Raw genomic sequence first — 25,292 nt, forward strand, 5'->3', positions numbered from 1 at the left:
TTCGGTTATCACCCTCCGGATCCGCGAAATCACCCGTCGGAACGTACTACATCGGACCGGGAGGAGTCGACCCGGAGTGCGTCGGCCCGGGACACGCCGGTGCCGCGGCCCCGGGCCGTGCTCGGGACCGCGGCACCGGTCGGGCTCTCAGTCCAGCCGGAAACCGAGTTCGGCGTCGATCTCCAGCACGTCCATCTGGGCCTTCTGCAGCCGGCCCGAGTAGTCCCAGTTCATCGACTGCCAGCGGGTGAACTGGTCGAGCACCCACATTCCCGACAGCCGGCCGCCGTTGCCGGAGCGCCCGTTGCCGCCGAAGGGCAGGTGGGCCTCTGCCCCGGAGGTGGAGTTGTTGACGCTGACCATGCCGGCCCCGATGCCGGAGCGGAAGTCGAACGCCTTCTTCGGGTCGGTCGTGTAGATCGCGCAGGACAGCCCGTAGCCGGGCAGGTCGGCCAGTTCGACGGCCTCCTCCAGGTGCCGGTAGGTGGTCACGCCGATGATCGGGCCGAACGTCTCCTCGGTGAACACCTTGTCCTCGGGGCGCACCCCGTCCAGGATCACCGGGTGGTAGAAGAGCCCGTCCCCGGGGTCGCCGACGAAGCCCTCGCGCGGGTTGGCGGCGCTGATGCGGCCGGTGGAGGTGGAGCCGAGCACGCGGTGGTGGTCGCCGATCCAGCCGAGGTAGGACTCGTAGCGTGCGGCGAAGCGCTCGTTGATCATCGGGCCGTAGAGCACGTCGCGGGTGGGGTCGCCGACCCTGGCCGCGGCCGTGGCCCCGGCCAGCAGCTCCACGAAGCGGTCGTGCACCCCCTCGTGCACGATCGCGGTGCCCAGCGACGTGCAGCGCTGCCCCGCGGTGCCGAATCCGGAGAACAGCGCGCCCTCGGCGGCCAGTTCCAGATCGGCGTCCTCGGTGACCACCATCGGGTTCTTGCCGCCCAGTTCCAGGCAGGGCGTCTGCAGGTGCCGGCCGCACAGCTCGCCGATGCGCGCGCCCACGGCGCTGGAGCCGGTGAAGCCGACCTTGTCGACCAGCCCCTCGCCCAGCGCCTGCTCCAGCCCGGCGAAGGTCTCCTCCCCGTCGGCGTAGACGATGTTGAGCACGCCCCTGGGGATGCCGGCGCGGGAGAACAGCTCGTAGAAGGACCACGCGCAGGCCGCGGAGTACTCGGCCGGCTTCCACACCACGGCGTTGCCGGTGAGCAGCGCCGGGATGATGTACCAGGACGGGACCGCGACCGGGAAGTTGCCCGCGGTGATGATCGCCGCGACGCCCAGCGGGTTGCGGAAGGTGAACAGCTGCTTGTCGGGCATCTCCGAGGGCACGGTCTGGCCGTAGAGCCTGCGCCCCTCGCCGCGGAAGTACTCGCAGGTGTCGATGATCTCCTGGACCTCGCCGCGCGCCTCGCCCAGCGTCTTGCCGATGTCGCGGGTGACCGAGCGGGCCAGCGCCTCCTTGTTGGCGGCCACGAGCTCGCCGATGTTGGCGATGACCTGGCCGCGGATCGGCGCGGGCACCCGCGCCCATTCGGCCTGGGCCTCCTGTGCCGCGCGGCAGGCCGCGGTGAAGTCGGCCCGTCCGGCCAGGCTCACCTGCGCCACCACCTCGGCGGTGCGCGAGGGGTTGACGGAGGCCAGCGGTCGGTCGGCGGCGGCCAGCCGCTCACCGGCGATGACGGAACGGAGGTCGAGGGGCGTCGCTGTCACAGGTGCTCCATTGCTCTTGGACAGATGGGACCACCGTCGGTCCCGAGGGGCCGACGGTGCGTGACACCAGGTGTGTCCGGGGTCAGCTGCTGATGTAGCCGCGAAGGGGGCGGCCGAAACCTGGCGGGCGCGGCGCGTGGCTCGGGGCGTCCGCAGGGGCGCGCCCCGGGCGGGGTCAGCCCGAGCCGCGCAGGGAGAAGTCGAAGGAGTAGCGGGAGGCGCGGTACAGGTGCGTGCCGTACTCCACGACCCTGCCCTCGGCGTTGTAGGACGTGCGCTCCATGGTCAGCAGCGGGGCGCCCTCGGCCTCCTCCAGCAGCTCCGACTCCGCCCGGGTCGCCGCGCGGGCGCCGATCGTCTGGCGCGCCGCGTGCAGCCGCACGCCGGCGCCGCGCAGTAGCTGGTAGAGCCCCTTGTCCTCCAGGACATCGTCGGCGGGCAGGGGGATGAGGTCGGCCGGGAGGTGGTTGCACATGCGCGCGATGGGCTCGGAGCGCGCGAAGCGCACCCGCTCCAGCCGCCACACCTGGCTCTTCTCCGCGACGTCCAGGGCGCGCGCCACGGAGGCCGGGGCCGGTTCGACGACGTTGGCCAGCACCCGCGTGGTGGGCTGCTGGTCGATGGCCGCCAGGTCGTCGTAGAGGCTGCTCAGCTCCAGCGACCGCTTCACCCTGTTGTGCACGACCTGGCTGCCGACGCCGCGCTTGCGCACCACCAGTCCCTTGTCGACCAGCGTCTGGATCGCCTGGCGCACGGTCGGCCTGGACAGGCCCAGGCGGCGGGCCAACTGCACCTCGTTGTCCAGGCGGGTGCCCGGGGGCAGCGCTCCGGAGTCGATCGCCGCCTCCATCTGCGAGGCGATCTGGAAGTACAGCGGCATCGGGCTTGAGTGGTCGACCGCGATCTCGGCGCCCGGGTCCCAGGCCCGGTCGCGGCCGGCCGGTGTGCTCTGGGGCGCGGTCTCGGAGGTCGTCACGCGATCACCATACCAATCGGACAGGAGGTCGTGAAGTCAGTATGTCAAGACAAATACTTGACGCGCTTTCCCGGCGCCTAGTAGTACTTTGTCGAGCCGTCGCCGCCGGCCTCCACGGGCGTCGAGGCCGCCGCGACACCCGTCTCCAGGAGGTCTGCGACCATGAGCATGCACCGCCCCGCCGGCAGCACCGCGACCGGCCCCTACGCCACCCGCGTCGATCCGGAGTCGGCCGGCTGGGACCACTCCTCGCTGCGCGTCCTGGAACTGCGGTCGGGGCGGCGCCACGCCTTCGACACCGGCGACTCCGAATGGGTCGTGCTCCCGCTGTCGGGCGGCTGCACGGTGGCCTGCGACGGCCGGACCTTCGAGCTCCACGGGCGGGAGGGCGTCCTCACCGGCGTCACCGACTTCGCCTACCTCCCGCGCGACGCCCGCGCCGAGATCACCTCGGCCGGGGGCGGCCGGTTCGCGCTCGCCGGGGCGCGCTGCGAGCGGCGGCTGCCCGCCCGCTACGGCCCGGCCTCCGGCGTCCCGGTGGAGCTGCGCGGGGCCGGCCGGGCCAGCCGCCAGGTCAACAACTTCTGCGCCGCCGACGTCTTCGAGGCCGACAGGCTGATCGCCGTCGAGGTGATCACCCCCGCCGGGAACTGGTCCTCCTTCCCGCCGCACAAGCACGACACCGACCGCGAGGGAGAGTCGCGGCTGGAGGAGATCTACTACTTCGAGATCGCGCCCGGCCCGGCCGGGGAGGGCATCGGCTACCAGCGCGTCTACCCCTCGGGGCCCGACCGCCCCACCGACGTGCTCGCCGAGGTGCGCACCGGCGACGTCGTCCTCATCCCCGACGGCTGGCACGGCCCGTCGATGTCGGTCCCCGGCTACGACATGTACTACCTCAACGTCATGGCCGGTCCCTCGCCCGAGCGCGCCTGGCTGATCTGCGACGACCCCGCCCACGCCTGGGTGCGCGGCACATGGGCCGCCCAGGAGGCCGACCCCCGCCTGCCCTTCTACACCGCGCCCGCCGCCGACGGGTGATGCGGGCGGGCCCGCCCGGTGGCCCGCAGGGCGCCTTCCGGTCGGCGGCGGAGAAAACCGGATGATTATTCTGCGTCCGTCTTCCATGACTCCTCGTGATTGCTCATGCTGGGGGCATGGTCAACATCATCACCCGCTCCGAATGGGGCGCCCGCGCTCCCCGTGATCGTTCGACCACCTCGTGGTCGGCCCGCACCGAGTTCGTCGTCCACTACTCCGAGGGGCCGCCGACCCAGTCCGTGCGCTCCATCCAGGACTTCCACATGGACTCCAACGGCTGGTCCGACATCGGCTACAACCTCCTGGTGGACCGCGAGGGCAGGGCCTACGAGGGCCGCGGCTGGCTGGTCGTCGGCGCGCACGCCACCGGCCACAACACCTCGGGCGTCGGCGTGTGCTTCATCGGCCGCGACGGCGACGCCACACCGGCGGCGAAGAAGGCGATCAGGACCCTCTACGACGAGGCCAACCGGCTGGCCGGCCGCACGCTGGCGCGCAGGGGGCACCGCGACGTCAACTCCACCGACTGCCCGGGAGACGACCTCTACGCATGGGTGCGCGCCGGCATGCCCGCCGACGGCTCCGGAGGCGGGGGCGGGGACGGCGGCACCGCGCCGCCCTGGCCCGGCGTCTACCTCAGCTACCCGCCGATCACCCGGCACCCCTCCGTCACCACCTGGCAGGGGCGAATGCGCGAACGCGGCTGGACGATCGCCGTCGACGGCGCCTACGGCCCGGCCTCCAAACGCGTGTGCGAGCGCTTCCAGGCCGAGAAGAACATCGGGCGGGACGGCATCGTGGGCCCGGTCACCTGGCGCGCCGCCTGGGAGGCGCCCATCACCTGACTGATGTTCGGCGACCGGGTTCGCGCAGGGAGAGCGGCTGTCGCAGTGCACGCAAGCCGCCGGCGGCACAGCGGGTCCGGTCCCTGAAACTCCCGTCTCGCCCCGCGAGCGCAGCGGTCGGAGTCCGATGAGCGCGGGGCGGGCCGGGGCCGCTGGCCGGGTCCGGCCCGCCCCTCCGCAAGACACGCGGGGACCCTGGTGCCGGGACCGCGGCGGGTGCGGCAGTCTGTAGAGCGTGAGAGTCGCAGAGGCCGATCCGCGCGGGGCCGCGGGCAACGCGATGGACGACGTGCGCACGATCGCGCGCCGCCCCCTCGACCTGCTGCTGGCGCTGGTGGGAGCCCTCCTGCTCGCCGTGATCCTGCTGATCGTGCGGGTCACCTCCGACGGCACCGACACCGCCCGGCCGGAGGAGCTGCGCGCCCTGGTCTCGCCGTCGCTGCTGGCGCTGACGGCCGGGATCGCCAACCTCACCGTCATCGTGCTGGTCTGCGCCATCGCCGTCGAGCGGCTCATCCACCGCGAGTTCCGCCAGATCGGGCGCTCGCTGGCCGCCGCGGGGCTGGGCGTGGCCCTCGCCGCGGGCGTCAACGCGACGGTGATCGCGCTGGCGGGGCCGACCGGCCTGCCCGACGTGCTGTCGGCCTCCGGGCCCCAGGGCGTGCTCAACCACCCGCTGCACGGCTACCTCGCCGCGGTCATCGGCTACGCCCGCGCGGTGCGCCCCGCGCACCTGCCCAGAATCCGGCTGGCGATGTGGATCGGGATCGCGGTCACCTCCGCCTCCGTCCTGCTGTCGGGGTTCACCACCTCCCTGGGGCTGCTGCTGACCTTCCTGCTCGGCTGGACCTGCGCCTCGATCGCCCGCTACGCCGTGGGGCTGGCCAGCCCGGCCCCGGCCTCCGAGCGGCTCATCCGCGAACTGCGCAGCTTCGGCCTGGAACCGCTCGACCTGGTCAGCGAGGGCACCGACACCGAAGGCAACCAGCGCTTCGCCGCGGACACCACCGACCGGCGCCTGGACGTGGTGCTGCTGCGCGCCGACATCGCCACGGGCGTCTGGACCCGGCTGTTCGCCCGCCTAGCTCTGCGCGACCCGGCCGCGCCGCCGGTGCTGCTGAGCCTGTCCCGGCGGATCGAGCACGCGGCGCTGCTGGACTACGCCACCCAGGCCGCCGGCGCGGCCTCGCCCCGACTGCTGGCCATCGGCGAGCTCGGCCCGGGAACCGCCGTGCTGGTGCGCGAGCACCGCAGGGCCCGCCCCCTCGACGACCTCGACGCCGCGGAGCTGACCGACGCCCGCCTCGCCGACATCTGGGCCGAACTGAGCCTGCTGCACCGGCACCGCATCGCCCACCGCAACCTCAGCGGCCGCACCATCGGGGTGCGCACCGACGGCCGGATCGTCTTCGCCGGCATGTCCACCGGCAGCGTCGCCGCCGGGGCGTTCACCGCGTCCCTGGACATCGCGGCGCTGATGACGGCGCTCGCGCTGCGCGTGGGCGCCCGCCGCGCGGTGGACTCGGCGGTGCGGCGGCTGGGCACGGCGGCCGTCGCCGCGACCCTGCCGTTCCTGCAGACCGCAGGGCTGCCGCGCGCGCTGCGCCAGCGCCTGCGCAGCAGTTCGCAGTCGCTGGGCGAGATCCGGGCCGAGATCACCCGGATCGCCCCCGACGCCCCGGCCGGCCAGGCCAGGATCGAGCGCATGCGGCCGCGCACCGTGGTCAGCGTCGTCGTCGCCACCGTCGTGGGGTTCGTGCTGGCCTACCAACTGGCCGGCGTCGACCTGACCACCATCCGCGACGCCGAGCTGGGGTGGGCGGCCGCGGCGCTGGCGATGGCGCTGATGTGCATGGTGGCCGCCGCGATGGCGCTGATCGGGTTCGTGCCGATCCGGCTGCCGCTGTGGCGGACCGTGCTGGTGCAGTTCGCCGCCTCCTTCGTCCGCATCGCCGCGCCCGCGGGGCTGGGGTCGCTGGCCCTCAACACCCGCTACGTCGCCAAGGCCGGGGCCTCCACCGGGCTGGCGATCTCGGCCGTCGGCGTCTCCCAGATGGTCGGGCTGGTCCTGCACGTCCCGCTGCTGCTGGTGTGCGCCTACCTGACCGGCACGTCCTACCCCGCCGACTTCTCCCCGTCGGCGACCCTGATCGTCGTGGCGGCCCTGCTCTCGGTGCTGGTCGCCGCGGTGCTGCTGCTGCCGGGCCTGCGCAGGGCGGTGCTCAACCGCGCCAGGCCCTACTTCCAGGGCGTGCTGCCGCAACTGCTGGACCTGCTGCAAAAGCCCGGACGCCTGACCATGGGCGTGGGCGGGACGCTGCTGCTCACCGTGGGCTTCATCCTGTGCCTGTACTTCTCGGTCGCGGCCTTCGGCGGCGCCCCCGGCATCGCCGCGGTGGCGGTGGTCTTCCTGGCCGGCAACGCGATCGGCTCGGCCGCGCCCTCGCCGGGCGGGCTCGGCGCGGTCGAGGCCGCCCTGCTCGGCGGCCTGACCGCGGTGGCCGGCGTGCCCGCCGCCGTCGCGCTGCCGGCGGTGCTGCTGTTCCGGCTGCTGACGTTCTGGCTGCCGGTTCTGCCCGGCTGGGGCGCCTTCCACCACCTGCAGCGCAAGAAGGCGATCTGATTGGTGTTGGAAGACCGGGTGTGTACGGGGGGTCGGCTGTCGCGGTGCGCGTAGCGCCGGCGGCATAGCGGGTCTGTGTGTCGGATGTCCGTCTCGTCCCGCAAGTCCGGTGGTCGAAGTTCGATGGCCCTTTCCGGCCTGGTCGGGGCCTGGTTCGGGACCAATCTCGAAAAAATCCGCCGAACACCAATCCGGCCCGGTCCACCGCGTCGAATACCCGACGTGATGACGACCGCGAGCAACCGGACCGACCGACCCCCGCGGGGCCGGCGCATCGCCCTGGGCGCGGTGACCGGCCTGCTGACCGCCGCCGCGGCCCTGGGCGCCGCCGAGCTGACCGCCGGTCTGCTCGGTTCGCCGCAGGCCAGCCCGGTGGTGGTGGTCGGTGACGCCGTGGTCGACTACAGCCCGGCTCCGCTCAAGGAGTTCGCGATCGCGGTCTTCGGGATCTACGACAAGGTCGTGCTCCTGGCCGGCATCGTCGCGGTCCTCGCGCTGTTCGCCGTGGCGATCGGGTACGCGGCGCTGCGCCGTCCGGCGGTCGGCTACGCCGGTCTCGCTGTCTTCGCCGCGGTCGGCGTCGTCGCGGCCTTCGCGCGCCGCAACGTCGAGCCCCTGGCGGTGCTGCCGGTCCTGGTCGGAGTCCTGGTCGGCGCGGCGGCCCTGTACCTGCTGTCGGCCCGCGCGGTCCCGCTGCTGCGAACCGGCTCGCAGGCCGGGCAGGGCGGGGGCATGGAGCGGCGGCGCTTCATGCTCGCCGGGGCCGGAGTCCTGGCGCTGGCCGGAGCCTCGGGCGGCATCGGGCGGTTCCTGGTCGGCGGGTCCGCGGCGGGGGCCTCGCGCTCGGCCGTGCGGCTGCCGACCCCGGACTCCCCGCTGCCGCCCCTGCCCAAGGGCGTCGACCTCGACGTCCCGGGCCTGACCCCCTTCACCACGCCCAACCGGGAGTTCTACCGGATCGACACGGCGCTGACCGTGCCGCGCGTCTCCCCGCAGGACTGGGGCCTGCGCGTGCACGGCCTGGTGGACCGCCCGGTCGAGCTGGACTTCGAGACCCTGCTGCGCCGCTCGGTCGGCGAGTACGACATCACGATGACGTGCGTGTCCAACCAGGTCGGCGGCGAGCTCGTCGGCAACACCCGTTGGCTGGGGGTGAGCCTGGCCGAGCTGCTGCGCGAGGCCGGCGTGCAGGGCGGCGCCGACCAGATCCTGAGCACCTCCACCGACGGCTGGACCTGCGGGACGCCCACCGATGTGGTCATGGACGGCCGCGACGCGATCCTGGCTTTCGCGATGAACGGCGAGCCGTTGCCCTTCGAGCACGGCTTCCCGGTGAGGATGGTGGTCCCGGGCCTGTACGGCTACGTCAGCGCCACCAAGTGGGTCACCGACATCAAGCTCACCCGGTTCGCCGACGAGCAGGCCTACTGGGCGCAGCGCGGCTGGGCGGTGAAGGCGCCCATCAAGACCATGTCGCGCATCGACGTGCCCGGCCCGCTGGAACGGCTTGAGCCGGGAACCATCGCGGTGGCCGGCGTCGCCTGGGCCCAGCACAGAGGGGTGGAGGCGGTCGAGGTGCGCGTCGACGAGGGGGAGTGGTCGCGGGCGGAGCTGGCCGAAGTGCCCGACATCGACACATGGCGTCAGTGGATCTGGGAGTGGGAGGCCACCGAGGGCCGACACACCCTGGAGGTCCGCGCGACCGACGCCACCGGCTACACCCAGACTTCAGAACGTGCCGAGCCGATCCCCGACGGGGCCAGCGGCTGGCATTCGGTCCAGGTCATCGTCGAGTGATCTGACCACGGGGAGCGGCCCCGTCCGGGACCGCCCACCCAAACGCAGTAACACAGAGTGAAGGAGCGAGTGCAATGAGTGCGAAGCGGTTCATGGCGTTCCCCGCGGCGGCGGCCCTGGCGTTCGGCCTGGCGGCCTGCGGCGGCGGTGGCGGCGGCGCCGAAGAGGACGGCGGCGAGGACACGGGCGCCTCCCCGGAGATGACCGAGGAGTCGCCGATGGAGACCGACGGGACCGAGATGGCGATGGACCAGCCGTTCGGCCCGGCCTGCGCCGACGTGCCCACGGAGGGCGAGGGCAGCGTGGAGGGCATGGCCGACGACCCGGTGGCCACCGCAGCCTCCAACAACCCGCTGCTGTCGACGCTGGTGGACGCGGTCACCCAGGCCGATCTGGTGGACACGCTCAACGACGCCGAGGACATCACCGTCTTCGCGCCGGCCAACGCCGCCTTCGAGGAGATCCCGGAGGAGGACCTCAACGCGCTGCTGGAGGACCAGGATCAGCTCACCGAGGTGCTGACCTACCACGTGGTCGAGGGCCGCCACGGCCCCTCGGACCTGGAGGACGGCACCTTCACCTCGCTGCAGGGCGAGGAGGTCACGACCTCGGGCTCCGGTGAGGAGTTCACGGTCAACGACGAGGCCGCCTCGGTCGTCTGCGGTAACGTCCAGACCGCCAACGCCACGGTCTACGTCATCGACGGCGTTCTCATGCCGGGGGACTGACCCCGACCCCATCCCGGATGGGCTCTGCGGTGACGCGGGCCCATCCGGGACCCATGAGCGGTCCGCCAGGGAAAGAGTCACGGATGAACGAGGAATCCCCGCAGCGGTGGCCCGGACCAGGCCCCGCCGAAGCGGCGGTGTCAAAGGGCCCTGATCTCGCCGAACTGCTCCAGCAGGTCGCCCGCGGGGACGAGCGGGCCTTCGAGGACGTCTACGACCGGATCGCCCCGTCGGTCTACGGCCTGATCCGCCGGGTGCTGCGCGATCCGGCCCAGTCGGAGGAGGTCGCCCAGGAGGTCCTCGTGGAGGTCTGGCGCAGCGCCTGCCGCTACGACGCCGGGCGCGGCAGCGCGCTGGCCTGGATCATGACGCTGACGCACCGGCGCGCGGTGGACCGGGTCCGCTCGGAGCAGTCCGCCTCCGACCGCGCGACCAGGGTCGCGGCCGCCGAGGTCACCACGCCCTACGACGAGGTGGAGGAGGAGGTGACCGGCCGGCTGGAGCGCGAGCGCGTCCGCCGCTGCCTGGACTCGCTGACCGACATTCAGAAGCAGTCGGTCAAACTGGCTTATTACGGTGGATACACCTACCGTGATGTCGCACGCCTGCTGTCGGTGCCGCTGGGCACCATCAAGACCCGTATGCGCGACGGTCTCATCCGGCTGCGCGACTGCCTGGGGGTGGAGTGGTGAGTAGAGGACTCCGCCAGGACCTGCACACGCTCGCCGGAGCCTACGCTCTCAACGCCCTGCCGGCGGAGGACCTGCGCCGGTTCGAGGAGCACATGGTCCACTGCGAGGCCTGCGTCCAGGAGGTCCGCGGGCTCGCCGAGACGACGGCGCTGCTGGGGTCGGCGGCCGCGGAGGCGCCGCCCGAGGGGATGCGCCGGCGCGTGCTCGCCGAGGTGGCCCACACCCGCCAGCTCGCCCCCGCGCCCGTTGAGATCGCGGTCCGGCGCAGCGGCTGGCGCGACAGGGCGATGCTGCTGGGACTGGCGGCGTCGCTGCTGATCGCGCTGGTGCTGGGCGGCGTCGCGGTCAACCTCGACCGGCAGGTCGACGAGCTGCGCCGCAACGAGCAGGCGGTGGCCGAGATCCTGGCCGCGCCGGACGCCACCTACGTGTCGGGCAGCCCCGAGGAGGGCGTCTCGGCCACGGTGGTCGCCGCCGAGAGCGTGGGGGGTCTGGTGTTCACCGCCGACGGCCTGCGCCCGCTGGAGGACCGGGACTACCAGCTCTGGCTCGCCGACGCCGACGGCTCGGTGCGCTCGGGCGGCCTGGTCCGGCTCGACTCCGACGGTTCGACCGTGCCGCTGCTGGCCTCGGGCCTGGACGGGGCCGAGGGCGTGGCGGTCACCATCGAACCCGCGGGCGGATCCCCCCAGCCCACCAGCGACCCCATCATGCAGATGGAACTGGAGGGCTGAGGACCGGTCGTCCGCCACCGACGGCCGACAACCGTTTTAACGTGAGTTTTGACCTCAGCTTCAGGACGGAGCAGGCGTGCGGGTGGGCGATTTCCGTCCACGGGCCTGACGGCCACGCGAGAGAATCGCCCACCCGCACGCGAAGCGGACCCGCCACCTTTGACACACCGACACCGCGGTCCGGTGCCCAGGGTGGCGGCGTGAGCGGCGCGGCGCCGGGGCGATCCCTGCGGGGCCTTCGGCCGCGCGAGAGGACCGCCCGGTCACCGTGGATCCCTCCTCCGGTCGGGCTCAAAGACCCGCGGTGGTCAAGGTCGCAGCTCAAAGTCAGGACCAGCGGGGAGACAGCGCGTCCGAGTCGCCCCATGCGGGCCCGAAGCCGCGGCCCCGCCAGACCGTCGGCCCCACCGTGCGGCTCCTTCCGGTGGGGCCGACGCCCGTCCGGATCCTTCAAAAATGAACCAATCCGTCCCGGTCGCCGCCTCGAATCACGGGTGACACATCCGCGACTTCTCGAGGGATTCGATGACGCAGTCGGAAGAACCGGCCGGGCGGCGCCGCATCGCCGTCGTCGGTGCCGGGGTCGCCGGGCTCACCGCGGCCTATGTCCTGCAACGGGGAGGCGCCGAGGTCACCCTGTTCGAGGCCGAGGAGCGCCTCGGCGGGCACGCCCACACCCACGACGTGCCCGACGGCGACGGCCCGCCCCTGGCGGTCGACAGCGGCTTCATCGTGCACAACCGCAGGACCTACCCCCTGCTCACCCGGCTCTTCGACGAGTTGGGCGTGCGGACCCGCCCGTGCGAGATGAGCATGGCGGTCACCTGCGAGGGCTGCGGCCTGGAATACGCAGGGGCCCGCGGCCTGCGTGGCCTGTTCCCCACAGCGGGCAACCTGGCCCGGCCGCGCTACCTGCGCATGCTCGGCGAGATCCCGCGGTTCCACCGCGCGGCCCGCCGGCTGCTGCGGACCCCCGGAACCGGCGCGGCCGAGCCGACGCTGGGCGAGTTCGCCCGCCGGTGCGGTCACTCCGGCTACTTCACGTCGCACTTCCTGCTGCCGCTGGTCTCGGCGGTGTGGTCGTGCCCGCCCGGCACGGCGCTGGACTACCCCGCGCGCTACCTGTTCGCCTTCCTGGCCAACCACGGCATGCTCTCGGTCTTCGGCTCACCCCGCTGGCGCACCGTCGTCGGGGGATCGCGCGGCTACGTCGAGCGCGCGGCCAAGGAGCTCACCTCGGTGCGCACCGCCACCCCGGTCCACTCGGTGCGGCGCACAGCGGAGGGGCTGGGCGTGCGCACCGAGGACGGCGCGCAGGAGCACTTCGACGCCGGCGTCATCGCCACCCACGCCGACCAGGCGCTGCGCCTGCTGGAGCGGCCCAGCGACGCCCAGCGCCGGGTGCTGGGCGCCTTCGGCTACTCGCGCAACCCCACGCTGCTGCACACCGACCCCTCCCTGCTCCCGCGCGCCGCGGCCGCCCGGGCCTCGTGGAACCACCGGCTGCAGTCGTGCTCGGCCTCGGCCGAGACGGTGCGGGTCAGCTACCACATGAACCGGCTGCAGGGGCTCGACGCCCGCAGCGACTACGTGGTCAGCCTCAACTCCGCCGACGCGGTGCCCGAGGACCGGGTGCTGGCCGCCATGGTCTACCACCACCCCGTCTACACCCCGGAGTCCCTGGCCGCGCAGCGGCTGCTGCCCGACCTCAACGACTCCGTGCTGGCCTTCGCCGGCGCCCACCACGGCTGGGGGTTCCACGAGGACGGCTGCCGCTCGGGCGTCGCGGCCGCCGAGGCGCTGGGGACGCGGTGGTGAGACCGCGGCGCACCTCCTGGCCCTCGGCCGCGTTGTACGAGGCGCGAATCCGGCACGTGCGCTCCACGCCGATCCGCAACGCCTTCGACTACGGCGGCTACTACTGGCTGATCGACGTCGACGACCCGCCCCGCCTGCCGCGGCCGCTGCGCTGGCTGGCCGGGTTCGACGCCGCCGACCACCGCGGCGATCCTGCGCGCGGCCTGCGCGGCCAGGTCGAGGACCATCTGCGCGCCCACGGCGTCGATCCGGTCGGCGGGCGGGTGCTGATGCTGGCGCACGCCCGCGTGCTCGGCCACGTCTTCAACCCGCTGACCGTCTACTGGTGCCACGCCGCCGACGGCTCACTGGCCTGCGTGATCGCCGAGGTCCACAACACCTACGGCGAGCGCCACCGCTACCTGCTGCGCACCGACGCGCGCGGCCGGGCCGATACGGCCAAGGAGTTCTACGTCTCGCCGTTCCACCCGGTCGACGGCCACTACCGGCTCAGCCTGCCCGAGCCCGGCGCCGACCTCGCGCTGACCATCACGCTGCACCGCCCCGGCGCGGCCCCCTTCGTGGCCTCGGTGCGGGGCCGGCGGCGCCCCGCCCGGCTGGGCCCCCTGCTGCGGCTGGCGCTGCGCTACCCGATGACGCCCCTGGTGGGCGCCGCGCGCATCCGGATCCAGGGCATCAGGCTCTTCCTGCGCGGCCTGCCCGTCGTGCCCAGGCCCCCCTCGGCCGACGGCCGGCAGGGCAAGGACACACCATCAGTTCAGCAAGCGAGGAACCCGGCATGACGACATCGACCCCCCTCCCGCCGTGCGCCGACGGAGTCGACGCCCGGCGCTGGCCCGACGTGGCCCGCGTGCCACGCAGCACGCTGCGCGCCCCCATCGCCCGGGCCCTGGCCCTGCAGGCCTTCGCGCGGCTGCCGATCAGGGTCGGCACGCCTGACGGCGGACTCCCGACCGCGGGCGGCCCCGATGCGCCGCTGATGGAGCTGCACCGCCCCGACCACTTCTTCCGCAGGCTGGGCCGCGACGGCCTGATCGGCTTCGGCGAGTCGCACATGGCCGGCGACTGGTCGGCGCCCGACCTGCCCGCGCTGCTCACCGCGTTCGCCGACGGCTACGGCGCACTCGTCCCGCGCCCGCTGCAGTCGCTGCGCGCGGTCGCGCTGCCCACCCAGCCCCGCGCCGACCGCGGCACCCGCGCCGGGGCGCGCCGCAACATCCACCGCCACTACGACCTGTCCAACGAGCTGTTCGCGCTCTTCCTGGACGAGACGATGACCTACTCCTGCGCGCTCTTCGACGCCGCGGACCCGGCCGGCGCGGACGGGCTGGCGGCGGCCCAGCGCCGCAAGATCGACCGGCTGCTCGACCTGACCGGGGTCGGCGAGGGCACCGAACTGCTGGAGATCGGCACCGGCTGGGGCGAGCTGGCCGTGCGCGCGGCGCGCCGCGGCGCCAGGGTGGTGTCGGTGACGCTCTCGGCGCAGCAGCGCGACCTGGCCGCCGCCCGCGTCGCCGAGGCCGGGGTCGCCGACCGCGTTCAGGTCCGGCTCAGCGACTACCGCGAGGTGCGCGGCCGCTTCGACGCGGTGGTCAGCGTGGAGATGATCGAGGCGGTGGGGGAGCGGTACTGGCCGGTCTACTTCACCGCGCTGGACCGCCTGGTCCGGCCGGGCGGACGCGTGGGGCTGCAGGCCATCACGATGGAGCACGAGCTGATGCGCGCCTCCCGCTCCGGCTACACCTGGATCCACAAGTACGTCTTCCCCGGCGGGCTGATCCCCTCGGTGCGGGCGATCGAGGAGCAGGTGGACATGCGCACCGCGATGCGCCTGGTCGACCGGTACGCCTTCGGCCCCGACTACGCCGAGACCCTGCGGCTGTGGCGGGAGGCCTTCGCCGCCGCCGAGGCCGAGGTCGCGGCCCTGGGCTTCGACTCCGTCTTCCGGCGGATGTGGAACTTCTACCTCGCCTACTCCGAAGCCGGATTCCGCTCCGGCATGCTCGACGTCGAACAACTGATCCTGGAGCGTGCGTAGCCCCATGACCCCGACCCCGACGACCCCGGCGCGCCCGCGCGGCGCCGCCCACTTCATCGCCCCCCTGGCCGAGCGGTTCTTCAACGGCGTCCTGCCGGTGCGGCTGCGGGCCTGGGACGGCAGCCAGGTCGGCCCCGAGGACGCGCCCGTGGTGGTGCTGCGCGACCGCGACGCGCTGCGCCGGATCCTGGCGCGGCCCGGTGAACTGGGGCCGGCCCGCGCCTATGTGAGCGGGGACCTCGACGTCGAGGGCGACCTCGCCGACGGGTTCCGCAGGGTGTGGGCGAGCGTCCGGGAGCACGGCACCTCGCTGCCGGGCCCGGCCGACTGGGCGCGCGCGGCCCGCCTGGCGCTGAGCCTGGGCCTGCCCGGCGTGCCGCCGCCCCCGCCGCAGGCCGAGGCGCGGCTGCGCGGCGGGGTCAACACCCCCGGCCGCGACGCCGAGGCCGTCGCCCACCACTACGACCTGTCCAACGACCTCTACGGGCTCTTCCTCGACCCGCTGATGGCCTACTCCTGCGGGTACTGGACCAGCGACGATCCCGACTACGGCCTGGCCGACGCCCAGGTCGACAAGCTCGACCTCGTCTGCCGCAAGCTGGGCCTGGCCGAGGGCGACCGCCTCCTCGACGTCGGCTGCGGGTGGGGGGCGCTCACCCTGCACGCCGCCCGCAGCCACGGCGCCCGGGTCACCGCGGTCACGCTGTCGAGCCGGCAGCGGGAGTACGTGCGCGCCCGGGTCGCCGAGCAGGGGTTGGCGGACCGCGTCCAGGTCCGGCTCAGCGACTACCGCGACATCGACGAGGAGCCCTTCGACGCGATCGCGGCGGTGGAGATGGGCGAGCACGTCGGCCGGCGCAACTATCCGGCCTTCGCCGCCCGGCTGCACGCGCTGCTGCGCCCTCGGGGCCGGCTGCTGGTGCAGCAGATGTCGCGGCGCGGCGCCCATCCCGGGGGCGGGCCGTTCATCGAGACCTACATCGCCCCCGACATGCACATGCGCCCCCTCGGCGAAACCGTCGCCCTGCTGGAGGACGCCGGCCTGGAGGTGCGCGACGTGCACGCGATGCGCGAGCACTACGTGCGCACGGTCGAGGCCTGGTACGCCGAGTTCGAGCGCCGCTTCGACGAGGTGGTGGCGCTGGTGGGCGAGGAGACGGCGCGGGTGTGGCGGCTCTACCTGGTCGGCGGCGCGCTGGCCTTCGAGGAGCGGCGCATGGGCGTGGACCAGGTTCTGGCCGTGCGGCCCACCCCTGACGGGCGCAGCGGCATGCCCGCCACCCGAGCCGACCTCGACACCGCGCGGTGAGCGAGCCGCTGTTCGCTCCGGTGCCGTTCCTGGCCAACGCCGCGATCAGCGCGCTCGCCGTGGCCGCGCTGATGGCGGTGACCTTCGCCGTCGCGCTGCGCCTGGGCCGCCACAGCGTGGTCGACGTGGCCTGGGGCGCGGGGTTCGCCGTCGTCGCCCTGGTCACGGCGGTCATGTCGGCCGGGCACGGCGACCCGGCGCGGACCTGGCTGGTCTGCGGCCTGACCGCGGTGTGGGGCGTGCGCCTGGCCGTCCACATCGCCCGGCGCGGCCGCGGCCGGGGGGAGGACCCCCGCTACGTGCGGCTGCTGGCCGGGGCCCCGGGCAGCCCGACCGCCTACGCCCTGCGCATGGTCTACGGGCTCCAGGGCGTGCTGCTGTGGCTGATCTCCATGCCGGTGCAGGTCGCGGCCTACACCGGCGGGCAGTTGGGGCCGCTCGCCGCGGCGGGCGCGGCCCTGTGGCTGGTGGGGCTGGTCTTCGAGGCGCTCGGCGACGCCCAGTTGGCCCGGTTCAGGGCCGATCCGGCCAACCGGGGCCGGATCATGGACCGGGGGCTGTGGGCCTGGACCCGGCACCCCAACTACTTCGGCGACGCCTGCGTGTGGTGGGGGATCTTCCTCGTCGCCGCCCAGCCCTGGCCCGGCGCGCTCACCTTCCCCGCGCCGGCGGCGATGACGTGGCTGCTGGTCGCGGGGTCGGGCAAGCGGTTGCTGGAGGAGCACATGTCCGGGCGCCCCGGCTGGTCCGACTACGTCCGGCGCACCAGCGGCTTCGTGCCGCTGCCCCCGCGCCGCTGAGCCGCCCGCTCGCAGAGCGCCAGAGGGGGGCGGTCTGCGAGCGGGCTCCATCGGATAGCGGTGTCAGCGCGGCAGCGACTCCGGCCGCGCCGCCCGCTCGGCGCGCCGGGCGCGCAGCCGCCCGAGGGCGACGGAGCCGCCGATCACCAGCAGCAGGCCGTAGATGGTCACCGTGATGCCGCTGTCGACCAGGACCGAGACGTCGCCCTGGCCCACGGCCAGCGCGCGGCGCAGCTCGGACTCGGCGACGGGGCCGAGGATGACGGCGATCAGCACCGGCGCCAACGGGATGCCGTAGCGGCGCATCATGAACCCGGCCAGTCCCAGGACGAGCATCAGCCACAGGTCGGCCATCGATGAGCTCGCCGCGTAGACGCCCAGCGCCGAGAACACGGTGATCCCGGCATAGAGGTAGGGCTTGGGGATCAGCAGCAGCTTCGCCCACAGCGGGGCGAAGGGCAGGTTCAGCAGCAGCAGCATGGCGCTGCCGACGAACAGGCTGGCCAGCAGCGCCCACACCAGGTCGCCGTTGCGTTCGAACAGCAGCGGGCCGGGCTGCATCCCGTACTGCTGGAAGGCGGCCAGCATGATCGCCGCGGTCGCCGACGTGGGCAGGCCCAGGCCGAGCAGGGCGCCCATGGCGGTGCCCGCGGTGGAGCTGGCTGCGGCCTCGGGCGCGGCCACGCCCTCGATCGCGCCCTCGCCGAAGGCGTCGGGCTCGCCGCCGCGGGCCGCGCGCCGCCGGGCGAGCCTGCGCTCGGTGCCGTAGGCGAGGAAGGTGGGGATCTCCGACCCGCCCGAGGGGATCACGCCGAAGGGCACGCCGAACACGGTGCCGCGCAGCCACGCCGGGGCGGTGCGCCGCAGGTCGGCGCGCTTGAGCCAGGGGGTGCCCGAGTGGCGCAGCGTGTCCTTGGCCCCGTTGCCGGTGTGCACGGTGGCGGCGACGTGCAGCACCTCGCCGACCGCCAGCAGCGCCACCGTCACGGTGATGATGCTGAAGCCCTCGAACAGCTGCGGCACGCCCAGCGTGAACCGCTCGGCCCCGGTGAGGCTGTCGATGCCGACCATGGAGATGCTCAGGCCGATGCCGAGCGCGACCAGGCCGCGCACCATCGACTGCGACACCACGGCGGAGGTGGCGACGAAGGCGAACACCGCCAGGGCGAAGTACTCGGCCGGGCCGAAGCGCAGCGCCAGGCCGATGATGGCGGGGGAGAAGAACGCGACCAGGGCCGTTGAGAGCACGGCCCCGATGAAGGCGCCGATGGCCGATGTGGCCAGCGCCTGGGGCGCGCGTCCGCGTAGCGCCATCTTGTGGCCCTCGATCGCGGTGGCGATCGCCGAGCTCTGCCCGGGCGTGTTCATCAGGATGGCGGCGGTGGAGTCGCCGAACAGTCCGCCGTAGTAGACGGCGGCGAACATGATGAAGGCGCTGGTGGGGTCGAGCTGGAAGGTGACCGGCAGCAGCAGCGCCACGGCCATGGAGGAGCCCAGGCCCGGCAGCACGCCCACGGCCGTGCCGAGCATGACGCCGAGCAGCGCCCACAGCAGGTTCTCCGGGGTCAGCGCGTGGGCGAACCCCATGAGCAGGTGATCGAACGCGTCCACTAGAAGATGCCTCCGAGGATTCCGGCCGGCAGGTTCAGGCCGAGGCCGGCGACGAAAGCGAGCTGGATGAAGGAGGAGAAGACGAGGGAGACCGTGATGTCGAACAGGATCCGGCGGTTGCCCATCGCGTAGGAGACGCCGAAGAACAGCAGCGCGGCGGAGAGGATCCAGCCGACGGGCTGCAGCGCCACGATGAAGACCACGAGGGAGGCGACCACGGTCGCGACCGTCTTCCAGTCGGTGCGCGGCGCACCGGGGGCCTGCTCGGAGGCCGTGCCGTCGCCGGCCTCGCCGGCCTCACCGTCCCGGGTGCCGTCGGCCTCCCGGGGCCGGGCCGGGTGCAGGACGACCTGGACGGCCAGTGCCACGCCCACGCCGGCCATGAGGATGGTGACGAGGGTGGGGAAGAAGCGCGGTCCGGGGGATTCGGTGCCGGGCGGGACCGCCATCGTGGCGGTCTGGACGCCGATGAACGCCGCGATGGCGATCACCAGGGCGGCGACCAGCAGTTCGCTGCGCCCTCGCCACCAGCCTGAGCGAGATGCGGGGGATGCCGGCCGCTGCGTGCCGGGTGCGGTGGTGTCGGTGCTCATGCCAGTCCCAGTTCTTCGGTGACGGTGGTGATGCGGTCGATCTCGGCGGTCATGAACTCCTCGAACTCCGCGCCGGTCTGGAAGGTGTCGTCCCAGCGGTTGCGTTCGAGGGTGTCCTGCCACTCGGGGGTCGCGTGCATCTCGGTGACGATCTCGGTGAGCTCGGCCCGCTCCTCCTCGGTGATGCCGGGCGGGGCCATGACGCCGCGCCAGTTCGGCAGCACCGCGTCGATGTCCTGCTCGGCCAGCGTGGGGACGTCGATGCCGGAGACGCGCTCGTGCGAGGAGACGCCCAGGGCGCGCACATTGCCGGCCTCGATCTGGTCGCTGAACTCGTTGTAGCCGCTGATGCCGACGTCGACGCTGCCGGAGAGCAGGGAGGTCAGCGCCTCGCCGCCGCCCGCGAAGGGGATGTAGTTGACCTCCTGGGGGTCCACCCCGATGTCGCGGGCCACCATGGCGGCGAGCAGGTGGTCGGTGCCGCCGAGCGAGCCGCCGCCGATGGCCACGGCGCCGGGGTCCTCGCGCCAGGCCGCCGCGAGGTCGTCCATGGTCTCGTAGGGGGAGTCGGCGGGCACCACGACGACCTCGTAGTCGTCGGCGAGCCGGGCGACGGGGGTGACGTCGTCGAGGGTGTTGGAGGAGTTGTTGACCACGATGCCGCCGATCATGACGGTGCCGGTCACCATCATCGTGTTGGGCCTGCCCTCCTGGCGCACCGCCTGGGCCAGCCCGATCGTGCCGCCGGCGCCGGGGACGTTGACGACCTGGGTGTTGCCGACGATCCCGCCCTCGCGGTAGGCGTTCTGGGACTCGCGGGCCACCAGGTCCCAGCCGCCGCCGGGAGCGGCGGGGACGATCATGGTGAGCTTGGAGCGGGCCGCGGAGGTGTTCTCGCCGGTCGTCGCGGCGTTGACCACGGCGGCGCCGATGACGACGGCCGCCGCGGCCGCGCCGACGGCGCGCAGGATCCGCTGTTTACTCATCAGGTCGCTCTTTCCGTCATTGCGGTCCACTGTGCGGACTTTCGGGTCCGTTTTCGGTCCGGCACATGATGCGCGTCACACGTCGGCGTGTCAAGGCGGGGCCACACCGCTCGGTGACCTGGGTCACGGCCGTTCCGTTTCGCGAGCATGACGCACCCGTTGCCACTGGGTAAATCTTTTGGTCGTTTTGATCGTCTTCGTCATTGTGGTCGCGGGGATCCGGCCGCATCCGAGGCCTCCGCGACCCCCGCCGCGGTCCCCGCGGACGCCTCCGCACCGTCGCTTCCCGGACCAATTGATCCATCAGATGGTATACATGGTCTGCACGATGGACTCTAACCGTGAGGGGGTGACCCGGTGGCGGCCGACAGCGAGACCGAATCGGGCGTGCGCAGCGTGCTGCGCGCCCTGGACCTGCTGGCGCTGTTCGACGAGCGGCACCAGCGCCGCTCGATCCGCGAACTCACCGACCACAGCGGGCTGGCCAAGACCACGGTGCTGCGCCTGGTCGCCACGCTGGAGCAGCGCGGCCTGCTGTGGACCCGCCCCGACGGCCGGATCGCGGTCGGCCCGGGGCTGCTGCGATGGGCCGGCCTGGCCCGGGCGGCCTGGCAGGTGCCCGAGGCGGTCCGCCAGGTCATGCGCGAACTCGTCGCCGAGACCGCCGAGACCGTCAACCTCTACGTGCGCAGCGACGCCGCGCGCGTCTGCGTCGCCCAGCAGGAGGGGCCGCGCAACCTGCGCCACGTCGTCAACGTCGGCGACGAGCTGCCGCTGTGGTCCGGGGCCGCGGCCAAAATCCTGCTGATCGGCTGCGACGACGCCCTGCTGCGTCGGGTCGCCGCGGCATCGCCCCACGGCGCCCGGCACGCCGAGGCCCTGCGCGGGCAGGTGGCGCTGGCCCTGCGTCAGGGCCACGCCGTCAGCCACGGCGAGCGCGAGACCGGCGCCTCCGGCGTCGCGGCCCCCGTCACCGACGCCGAGGGCCGGGTCCAGGCGGCGCTCGCGCTGGGCGGGCCCACCGCCCGGTTCACCGACGCCGCGGTCGCGGAGTTCGCCACCGCCGTCACCCGCGCGGCCCGCCGCGTCTCCGACATCGGACTCGACCCCGCCGGCGCACCAGACCCCGACCCCGGAGAACGCCGATGACCCCCTCCCCGCCCGCCGGCCTGCTCGCCGGCGTCCGCGTCCTCGACCTGACCAACGTCCTGGCCGGCCCCTTCGCCGGCTACCAGCTCGCGCTGCTGGGCGCCGACGTGGTCAAGGTGGAGGTCCCCGGATCCGGCGACCTCGCCCGCAGGCTCGGCGCCGACGCCCGGCTCAACGGTGAGCTGCTGGGCGCCTCCTTCCTCGCCCAGAACGCCGGGAAGCGCTCGATCACCGTCGACCTCAAGGACGAGCGCGGCGCCGAGGTCCTCACCCGGCTGATCCGCGGCGCCGACGTCCTGCTGGAGAACTTCCGCCCCGGCGTGCTGGAGCGCCTGGGCTTCGGCCCCGAGCGGCTGCGCGAGATCAACCCCGGCCTGGTCTACTGCGCGGTCTCCGGCTTCGGCCAGAGCGGCCCGATGCGCGACCGCCCAGCCTATGACCAGGTGATCCAGGGCCTCTCGGGGATGATGAGCGTGACCGGGGACCCCGACGCCGCGCCGCTGCGCGCGGGCTTCCCCATCGCCGACACCCTTGGGGGGCTGGCCGCGGCCTTCGCGGTCTGCGCGGCCCTGGTACGCCGGCAGCGCACCGGCGAGGGCGGCCACGTCGACGTCTCCATGCTGGAGACGGCGGTCACCGCGATGGGCTGGGCGGTGTCGAACTACCTCATCGCCGGCGTGGAACCCGAACCGATGGGCAACGAGAACGCCACGGCCGCGCCCTCGGGCACCTTCCGCACCGGATCGGGCGCCCTCAACATCGCCGCCAACAAGCAGGAGCAGTTCGAGACGCTGTGCCGCCTGGTGGACCGGGCCGACCTCGTCGATGACGCGCGCTTCGCCGGGCGCGAGGAGCGCAAGGCCAACCGCGCGGCGCTGCGCGAGGAGTTGGAGGCCGGGCTGGCCGCGCGCCCGGCGCTGGAGTGGGAGGAACTGCTCTCGGCCGCCGGCGTCCCGGCCGCACGGGTGCTCACCGTTGCCGAGGTTCTCGGCCTGGACCACCTCGCCGAGCGGGGACTGCTGCACGAGCTGGACTTCCCCGGTGAACAGGGGCGCCGGTTGCGGGTCCTGGGCAGCGGGGTCCGGGTGGACGGGCGGGGGTGCGCCCCGGCGGCGCGCCCGCCGCTGCTGGGCGAGCACACCGAGCAGCTGCTCGCCGAGCTCGGCTTCGACGACGACGAGATCAGCGCACTGCGCAAGGACGGAGTCACGTGAGCCAGGAGGAGACGATCGCGCGCGAGGAGGTCGAGGGCTGGTGGAGCACCTCGCTGACCCGCATCGCCCCCGGTGAGATCGAACTGCGGGGCTACCCGGTCCAGGAGCTGATCGGGGCGGCGTCGTTCGTGGACACCATATGGCTGCTGCTGCGCGGGGAGTTCCCCGCCGGGCGGCAGTCGGCGCTGCTGGAGGCCGCGCTGACCGCTTCGGTGGACCACGGCCCGCAGGCGCCCTCGATCGCCGCGGCCAGGATGGCCGCCACATGCGGTGTCGGCCTGAACAACGCGGTGGCCAGCGGCGTCAACCTGCTCGGCGACGTGCACGGCGGCGCGGGCCAGCAGTGCATGGAGCTGCTGGAGGCGCTGCGGGCGCGTCAAGAGGCGGGCGAGGATCCGGCCGAGGCGGCCCGCGCCGCCGTGGCCGAGCACCGCGCGGCCGGGCGCTACGTCCCCGGATTCGGCCACCGCTTCCACCCCCGCGACCCGCGCCGCGACCCGCTGCTGGGCCTGGTGGCCGAGGCCGCCGAAGCCGGTGTGGTGAGCGGGACCCACCTGGCGCTGGCGCAGGAGCTGGAGCGGGCGCTGGCGGCCGGGCGCGAGCGCCCGGTGCCGATGAACATCGACGGCGCGACCGCCGTCGTCTACTGCGAGCTCGGATTCCCCCCTGAGCTGGGCCGGGGCCTGTTCGTGCTCTCCCGGTCGGTCGGCGTCCTGGCCCATGCCTGGGAGGAGCGCCAGGGCGGCGCCAGGATCAAGGGGCCCATCCCGCGCCGGCTGCTGGCCGGCTACACCGGTCCGGCCGCGCGCGCGGTGCCGCGGCGCTGAACGCACGGCGCTCCCCGGCCCGAGTGGACCGGGGAGCGCTTCGCGCGGGGCGGGCTCAGGCGCGGTTGTAGCGGCGCCGGAAACGCTCGACCCGTCCGGCGGTGTCGATGACGCGGCCCCGGCCGGTGTAGAACGGGTGGCTGGCCGAGGAGATCTCGACGTCGATGACGGGGTAGGTCCGGCCGTCCTCCCATTCCACCGTCTGGTCGCTCGCGGCGGTGGAGCGGGTGAGGAAGGCGAGGTCGCCGGTGCGGTCGCGGAAGACCACCGGGCGGTAGTCGGGGTGGATGCCTGGTTTCATCCTGGTTCCTCCTGTGCGGGTGCGGCTCAGCGCTCTTCGCGGAAGTCCACGTGTCGGCCGGCCCTGGGGTCGTACTTGCGCAGCACCAGCCGGTCGGGGCTGGTGCGGCGGTTCTTGCGGGTGGCGTAGGTGTAGCCCGTGCCTGCGGTGGAGCGCAGCTTGACCACGGGCCGCTGAGTGTCGCGCGCCATGGCGGTTCCCTTCTCCTGTGACCTGTCACCGGGGCGCTCGGTCCCACCCCATATAAGGCAATGATAACCGTTTTCATTCCCTCGAATGGCGGTCGATTTCAGCGGGCCGCGCCGGTGCGTCCGGGGCGGCCCGCCGCCAGGGTCCGCGCGGCGTGGGCTGCGGCGCGGTGCGCGCTGATCATGCTGGCCGAGGGGCCGTAGCCGACCAGGTGGACGCGCGGGTCCAGCGCCGTGCGGGTGTCGCGCATCTCGATCCCGCCCAGCGGTCCGCGCAGCCGCAGCGGCGCGAGGTGGCCCAGCACCGGGCGGAACCCGGTGGCCCACAGGATGGTGTCGGCGGCGACGTGCGTGCCGTCGGCCCAGGCCACGCCGTCGGGGGTGACCCGGTCGAACATGGGGCGGGCGGTCAGGGCGCCGCGCTCGCGGGCGGCCTCGACCTCCGGGGTGGAGACCAGCCCGGTGTAGCTGACGACGCTGCGCAGCGGCAGCCCCCGCTCCACCCGCTCGGCCACCTGGTCGGTGACGGCCACCAGGTCGGCGTCGGTGGGGGAGGCCTCGCGGAACTCCGGCGGGCGCCGCGTCACCCAGGTCGTCTCGGCCACCGCCGAGATCTCGGCCAGGATCTGCAGCGCGGAGTGGCCGCCGCCGACGATGACGACTCGTGCCCCGGCGAACTCCTCGGGGGAGTCGTAGCCCGCGGCGTGCAGTTGGCGGCCGCCGAAGCCGGCCGCACCCGGGACCGCGGGGACGAAGGGGGAGTCCCAGGTGCCGGTGGCGTTGATGACGGCGCGCGCCCGCCAGGTCCCGGCGTCGGTCTCGATGAGCAGCGGGGTGTCGCGGGTGGTGTCCACCCCGGGTCCGTCGTTGCGCACCCGGCGCACCCGCACCGGGCGGCGCACCGGCAGGTCGAAGTGCTTTTCGTAGGCGGCGAAGTAGGCGCTGACCTCGGGGCCGCCGGGCGGGCCCGCGAACGGGCGCTCCCAGGCCAGGCCCGGCAGCCGGGTGTGGCCCGGGGGCGAGATCAGCCGCACCGACCGCCAGACGTGCTGCCAGGCCCCTCCGGGGCCGGGGCCGCGGTCCAGGAGCACCAGGTCGCGGGCGCCGGTGCGGCCGCGCCGGCGCAGGAAGTGGCCCGAGGCCAGCCCGGCCTGCCCGGCGCCGATGACGGCGATGTCGACCTCGTGCGCGGTCGCGGCCACGGTCGCCCCCTTCTGCCGCGCGGCGGGCGGGTCCCCGGCTCGCGGGGCTCCCCGCCGCCCCCATGCGTTCGCATGCGCGTCAACACCGGGGCCGCACCGTTATTCCCCGGCCG

General features: G+C 73.7%; 23 protein-coding genes. 15 read left to right on the forward strand and 8 right to left on the reverse strand.

Annotated features, from left to right (window positions below; all coding sequences use genetic code 11):
• Nucleotides 1–147: 147 nt before the first annotated feature.
• Nucleotides 148–1,707 carry an aldehyde dehydrogenase family protein gene (locus HDA32_RS12120; protein ID WP_312863146.1) on the reverse strand — a complete coding sequence of 520 codons (1,560 nt, stop codon included), beginning with the start codon at nucleotides 1,705–1,707 and terminating at the stop codon, nucleotides 148–150.
• 175 nt (nucleotides 1,708–1,882) lie between these two features.
• The gene (locus tag HDA32_RS12125) at nucleotides 1,883–2,683 is read right to left on the reverse strand and encodes a GntR family transcriptional regulator (RefSeq protein ID WP_312863147.1); all 801 of its coding nucleotides are present in this window, start codon (nucleotides 2,681–2,683) and stop codon (nucleotides 1,883–1,885) included.
• 162 nt (nucleotides 2,684–2,845) lie between these two features.
• On the opposite strand from HDA32_RS12125, the gene iolB reads away from it, so the two are divergent.
• The 12 genes from iolB (at nucleotide 2,846) to HDA32_RS12185 (ending at nucleotide 17,108) form a co-directional block, all read left to right on the forward strand.
• Nucleotides 2,846–3,724 carry a 5-deoxy-glucuronate isomerase gene (gene iolB / locus HDA32_RS12130; RefSeq protein ID WP_179643290.1) on the forward strand — a complete coding sequence of 293 codons (879 nt, stop codon included), beginning with the start codon at nucleotides 2,846–2,848 and terminating at the stop codon, nucleotides 3,722–3,724.
• A gap of 116 nt (nucleotides 3,725–3,840) precedes the next feature.
• Nucleotides 3,841–4,569, forward strand: coding sequence for a peptidoglycan recognition protein family protein (locus HDA32_RS12135; RefSeq protein WP_179643291.1), 729 nt, complete (start codon nucleotides 3,841–3,843; stop codon nucleotides 4,567–4,569).
• A 280-nt stretch (nucleotides 4,570–4,849) separates the two neighbouring features.
• Nucleotides 4,850–7,192, forward strand: coding sequence for a lysylphosphatidylglycerol synthase domain-containing protein (locus HDA32_RS12140; protein WP_179646639.1), 2,343 nt, complete (start codon nucleotides 4,850–4,852; stop codon nucleotides 7,190–7,192).
• Nucleotides 7,193–7,417: 225 nt separating this feature from the next.
• Complete coding sequence (locus tag HDA32_RS12145) at nucleotides 7,418–8,989, forward strand: molybdopterin-dependent oxidoreductase (RefSeq protein ID WP_179646640.1); 1,572 nt, start codon at nucleotides 7,418–7,420, stop codon at nucleotides 8,987–8,989.
• A gap of 74 nt (nucleotides 8,990–9,063) precedes the next feature.
• The gene (locus HDA32_RS12150; RefSeq protein WP_179643292.1) at nucleotides 9,064–9,717 is read left to right on the forward strand and encodes a fasciclin domain-containing protein; all 654 of its coding nucleotides are present in this window, start codon (nucleotides 9,064–9,066) and stop codon (nucleotides 9,715–9,717) included.
• An 83-nt stretch (nucleotides 9,718–9,800) separates the two neighbouring features.
• Nucleotides 9,801–10,409 (forward strand): sigma-70 family RNA polymerase sigma factor, encoded by a 609-nt coding sequence (locus HDA32_RS12155; protein ID WP_179643293.1) that lies wholly within the window; start codon nucleotides 9,801–9,803, stop codon nucleotides 10,407–10,409.
• A complete protein-coding gene (locus tag HDA32_RS12160; protein WP_179643294.1) occupies nucleotides 10,406–11,143 on the forward strand; it encodes an anti-sigma factor in 738 nt (245 codons plus the stop codon). Before HDA32_RS12155 ends, HDA32_RS12160 begins: the two co-directional genes overlap by 4 nt.
• Before the next feature lie 525 nt (nucleotides 11,144–11,668).
• Nucleotides 11,669–12,961, forward strand: a complete 1,293-nt coding sequence (locus HDA32_RS12165) for an NAD(P)/FAD-dependent oxidoreductase (RefSeq protein WP_179643295.1) — start codon at nucleotides 11,669–11,671, stop codon at nucleotides 12,959–12,961.
• Nucleotides 12,958–13,743: a DUF1365 domain-containing protein gene (locus HDA32_RS12170; protein WP_312863149.1), complete on the forward strand. Its 786-nt coding sequence runs from the start codon at nucleotides 12,958–12,960 to the stop codon at nucleotides 13,741–13,743. The genes HDA32_RS12165 and HDA32_RS12170 overlap by 4 nt, the downstream gene beginning before the upstream one ends.
• A complete protein-coding gene (locus HDA32_RS12175) occupies nucleotides 13,740–14,999 on the forward strand; it encodes a class I SAM-dependent methyltransferase (protein WP_179643296.1) in 1,260 nt (419 codons plus the stop codon). The genes HDA32_RS12170 and HDA32_RS12175 overlap by 4 nt, the downstream gene beginning before the upstream one ends.
• A gap of 4 nt (nucleotides 15,000–15,003) precedes the next feature.
• A complete protein-coding gene (locus HDA32_RS12180) occupies nucleotides 15,004–16,308 on the forward strand; it encodes a class I SAM-dependent methyltransferase (RefSeq protein WP_179643297.1) in 1,305 nt (434 codons plus the stop codon).
• A 71-nt stretch (nucleotides 16,309–16,379) separates the two neighbouring features.
• A complete protein-coding gene (locus HDA32_RS12185; RefSeq protein WP_179646642.1) occupies nucleotides 16,380–17,108 on the forward strand; it encodes a DUF1295 domain-containing protein in 729 nt (242 codons plus the stop codon).
• 63 nt (nucleotides 17,109–17,171) lie between these two features.
• Here the strand turns inward: HDA32_RS12185 and HDA32_RS12190 are convergent, their stop codons facing one another.
• The 3 genes from HDA32_RS12190 to HDA32_RS12200 are packed head-to-tail and all read right to left on the reverse strand — an operon-like array spanning nucleotide 17,172 to nucleotide 20,298.
• The gene (locus HDA32_RS12190; protein WP_218883010.1) at nucleotides 17,172–18,695 is read right to left on the reverse strand and encodes a tripartite tricarboxylate transporter permease; all 1,524 of its coding nucleotides are present in this window, start codon (nucleotides 18,693–18,695) and stop codon (nucleotides 17,172–17,174) included.
• Between the two features lie 23 nt (nucleotides 18,696–18,718).
• Nucleotides 18,719–19,312 (reverse strand): tripartite tricarboxylate transporter TctB family protein, encoded by a 594-nt coding sequence (locus HDA32_RS12195; RefSeq protein WP_179643299.1) that lies wholly within the window; start codon nucleotides 19,310–19,312, stop codon nucleotides 18,719–18,721.
• Nucleotides 19,309–20,298: a Bug family tripartite tricarboxylate transporter substrate binding protein gene (locus HDA32_RS12200; protein WP_179643300.1), complete on the reverse strand. Its 990-nt coding sequence runs from the start codon at nucleotides 20,296–20,298 to the stop codon at nucleotides 19,309–19,311. Before HDA32_RS12200 ends, HDA32_RS12195 begins: the two co-directional genes overlap by 4 nt.
• Nucleotides 20,299–20,655: 357 nt before the next feature.
• On the opposite strand from HDA32_RS12200, the gene HDA32_RS12205 reads away from it, so the two are divergent.
• The 3 genes from HDA32_RS12205 to HDA32_RS12215 are packed head-to-tail and all read left to right on the forward strand — an operon-like array spanning nucleotide 20,656 to nucleotide 23,488.
• On the forward strand, nucleotides 20,656–21,447 hold the full coding sequence (locus tag HDA32_RS12205) for an IclR family transcriptional regulator (protein ID WP_179643301.1): 792 nt from the start codon (nucleotides 20,656–20,658) through the stop codon (nucleotides 21,445–21,447).
• Nucleotides 21,444–22,661 carry a CaiB/BaiF CoA transferase family protein gene (locus HDA32_RS12210; protein WP_179643302.1) on the forward strand — a complete coding sequence of 406 codons (1,218 nt, stop codon included), beginning with the start codon at nucleotides 21,444–21,446 and terminating at the stop codon, nucleotides 22,659–22,661. The genes HDA32_RS12205 and HDA32_RS12210 overlap by 4 nt, the downstream gene beginning before the upstream one ends.
• The gene (locus tag HDA32_RS12215) at nucleotides 22,658–23,488 is read left to right on the forward strand and encodes a citryl-CoA lyase (protein WP_312863150.1); all 831 of its coding nucleotides are present in this window, start codon (nucleotides 22,658–22,660) and stop codon (nucleotides 23,486–23,488) included. The genes HDA32_RS12210 and HDA32_RS12215 overlap by 4 nt, the downstream gene beginning before the upstream one ends.
• 55 nt (nucleotides 23,489–23,543) lie before the next feature.
• Here HDA32_RS12215 and HDA32_RS12220 read toward each other — a convergent pair whose 3' ends face one another.
• The 3 genes from HDA32_RS12220 to HDA32_RS12230 form a co-directional block, all read right to left on the reverse strand.
• The gene (locus HDA32_RS12220) at nucleotides 23,544–23,789 is read right to left on the reverse strand and encodes a type B 50S ribosomal protein L31 (protein ID WP_179643303.1); all 246 of its coding nucleotides are present in this window, start codon (nucleotides 23,787–23,789) and stop codon (nucleotides 23,544–23,546) included.
• A gap of 26 nt (nucleotides 23,790–23,815) precedes the next feature.
• Nucleotides 23,816–23,980, reverse strand: coding sequence for a 50S ribosomal protein L33 (gene rpmG, locus HDA32_RS12225; protein WP_179643304.1), 165 nt, complete (start codon nucleotides 23,978–23,980; stop codon nucleotides 23,816–23,818).
• Between the two features lie 98 nt (nucleotides 23,981–24,078).
• Nucleotides 24,079–25,179, reverse strand: a complete 1,101-nt coding sequence (locus HDA32_RS12230) for an NAD(P)-binding domain-containing protein (protein ID WP_179643305.1) — start codon at nucleotides 25,177–25,179, stop codon at nucleotides 24,079–24,081.
• Between the last annotated feature and the right edge of the window lie 113 nt (nucleotides 25,180–25,292).

Source organism: Spinactinospora alkalitolerans (genome assembly GCF_013408795.1).
GTDB lineage: Bacteria > Actinomycetota > Actinomycetes > Streptosporangiales > Streptosporangiaceae > Spinactinospora > Spinactinospora alkalitolerans.

Bases quoted from the DNA above. Each gene is read 5' to 3' on its own strand.
- iolB (WP_179643290.1), top strand. From the start codon at position 2,846: ATGAGCATGCACCGCCCCGCCGGCAGCACCGCGACCGGCCCCTACGCC.
- HDA32_RS12135 (WP_179643291.1), top strand. From the start codon at position 3,841: ATGGTCAACATCATCACCCGCTCCGAATGGGGCGCCCGCGCTCCCCGT.
- HDA32_RS12140 (WP_179646639.1), top strand. From the start codon at position 4,850: ATGGACGACGTGCGCACGATCGCGCGCCGCCCCCTCGACCTGCTGCTG.
- HDA32_RS12145 (WP_179646640.1), top strand. From the start codon at position 7,418: ATGACGACCGCGAGCAACCGGACCGACCGACCCCCGCGGGGCCGGCGC.
- HDA32_RS12150 (WP_179643292.1), top strand. From the start codon at position 9,064: ATGAGTGCGAAGCGGTTCATGGCGTTCCCCGCGGCGGCGGCCCTGGCG.
- HDA32_RS12155 (WP_179643293.1), top strand. From the start codon at position 9,801: ATGAACGAGGAATCCCCGCAGCGGTGGCCCGGACCAGGCCCCGCCGAA.
- HDA32_RS12165 (WP_179643295.1), top strand. From the start codon at position 11,669: ATGACGCAGTCGGAAGAACCGGCCGGGCGGCGCCGCATCGCCGTCGTC.
- HDA32_RS12175 (WP_179643296.1), top strand. From the start codon at position 13,740: ATGACGACATCGACCCCCCTCCCGCCGTGCGCCGACGGAGTCGACGCC.
- HDA32_RS12180 (WP_179643297.1), top strand. From the start codon at position 15,004: ATGACCCCGACCCCGACGACCCCGGCGCGCCCGCGCGGCGCCGCCCAC.
- HDA32_RS12185 (WP_179646642.1), top strand. From the start codon at position 16,380: ATGGCGGTGACCTTCGCCGTCGCGCTGCGCCTGGGCCGCCACAGCGTG.
- HDA32_RS12190 (WP_218883010.1), bottom strand. From the start codon at position 18,695: ATGGGGTTCGCCCACGCGCTGACCCCGGAGAACCTGCTGTGGGCGCTG.
- HDA32_RS12195 (WP_179643299.1), bottom strand. From the start codon at position 19,312: ATGAGCACCGACACCACCGCACCCGGCACGCAGCGGCCGGCATCCCCC.
- HDA32_RS12200 (WP_179643300.1), bottom strand. From the start codon at position 20,298: ATGAGTAAACAGCGGATCCTGCGCGCCGTCGGCGCGGCCGCGGCGGCC.
- HDA32_RS12210 (WP_179643302.1), top strand. From the start codon at position 21,444: ATGACCCCCTCCCCGCCCGCCGGCCTGCTCGCCGGCGTCCGCGTCCTC.
- HDA32_RS12220 (WP_179643303.1), bottom strand. From the start codon at position 23,789: ATGAAACCAGGCATCCACCCCGACTACCGCCCGGTGGTCTTCCGCGAC.
- rpmG (WP_179643304.1), bottom strand. From the start codon at position 23,980: ATGGCGCGCGACACTCAGCGGCCCGTGGTCAAGCTGCGCTCCACCGCA.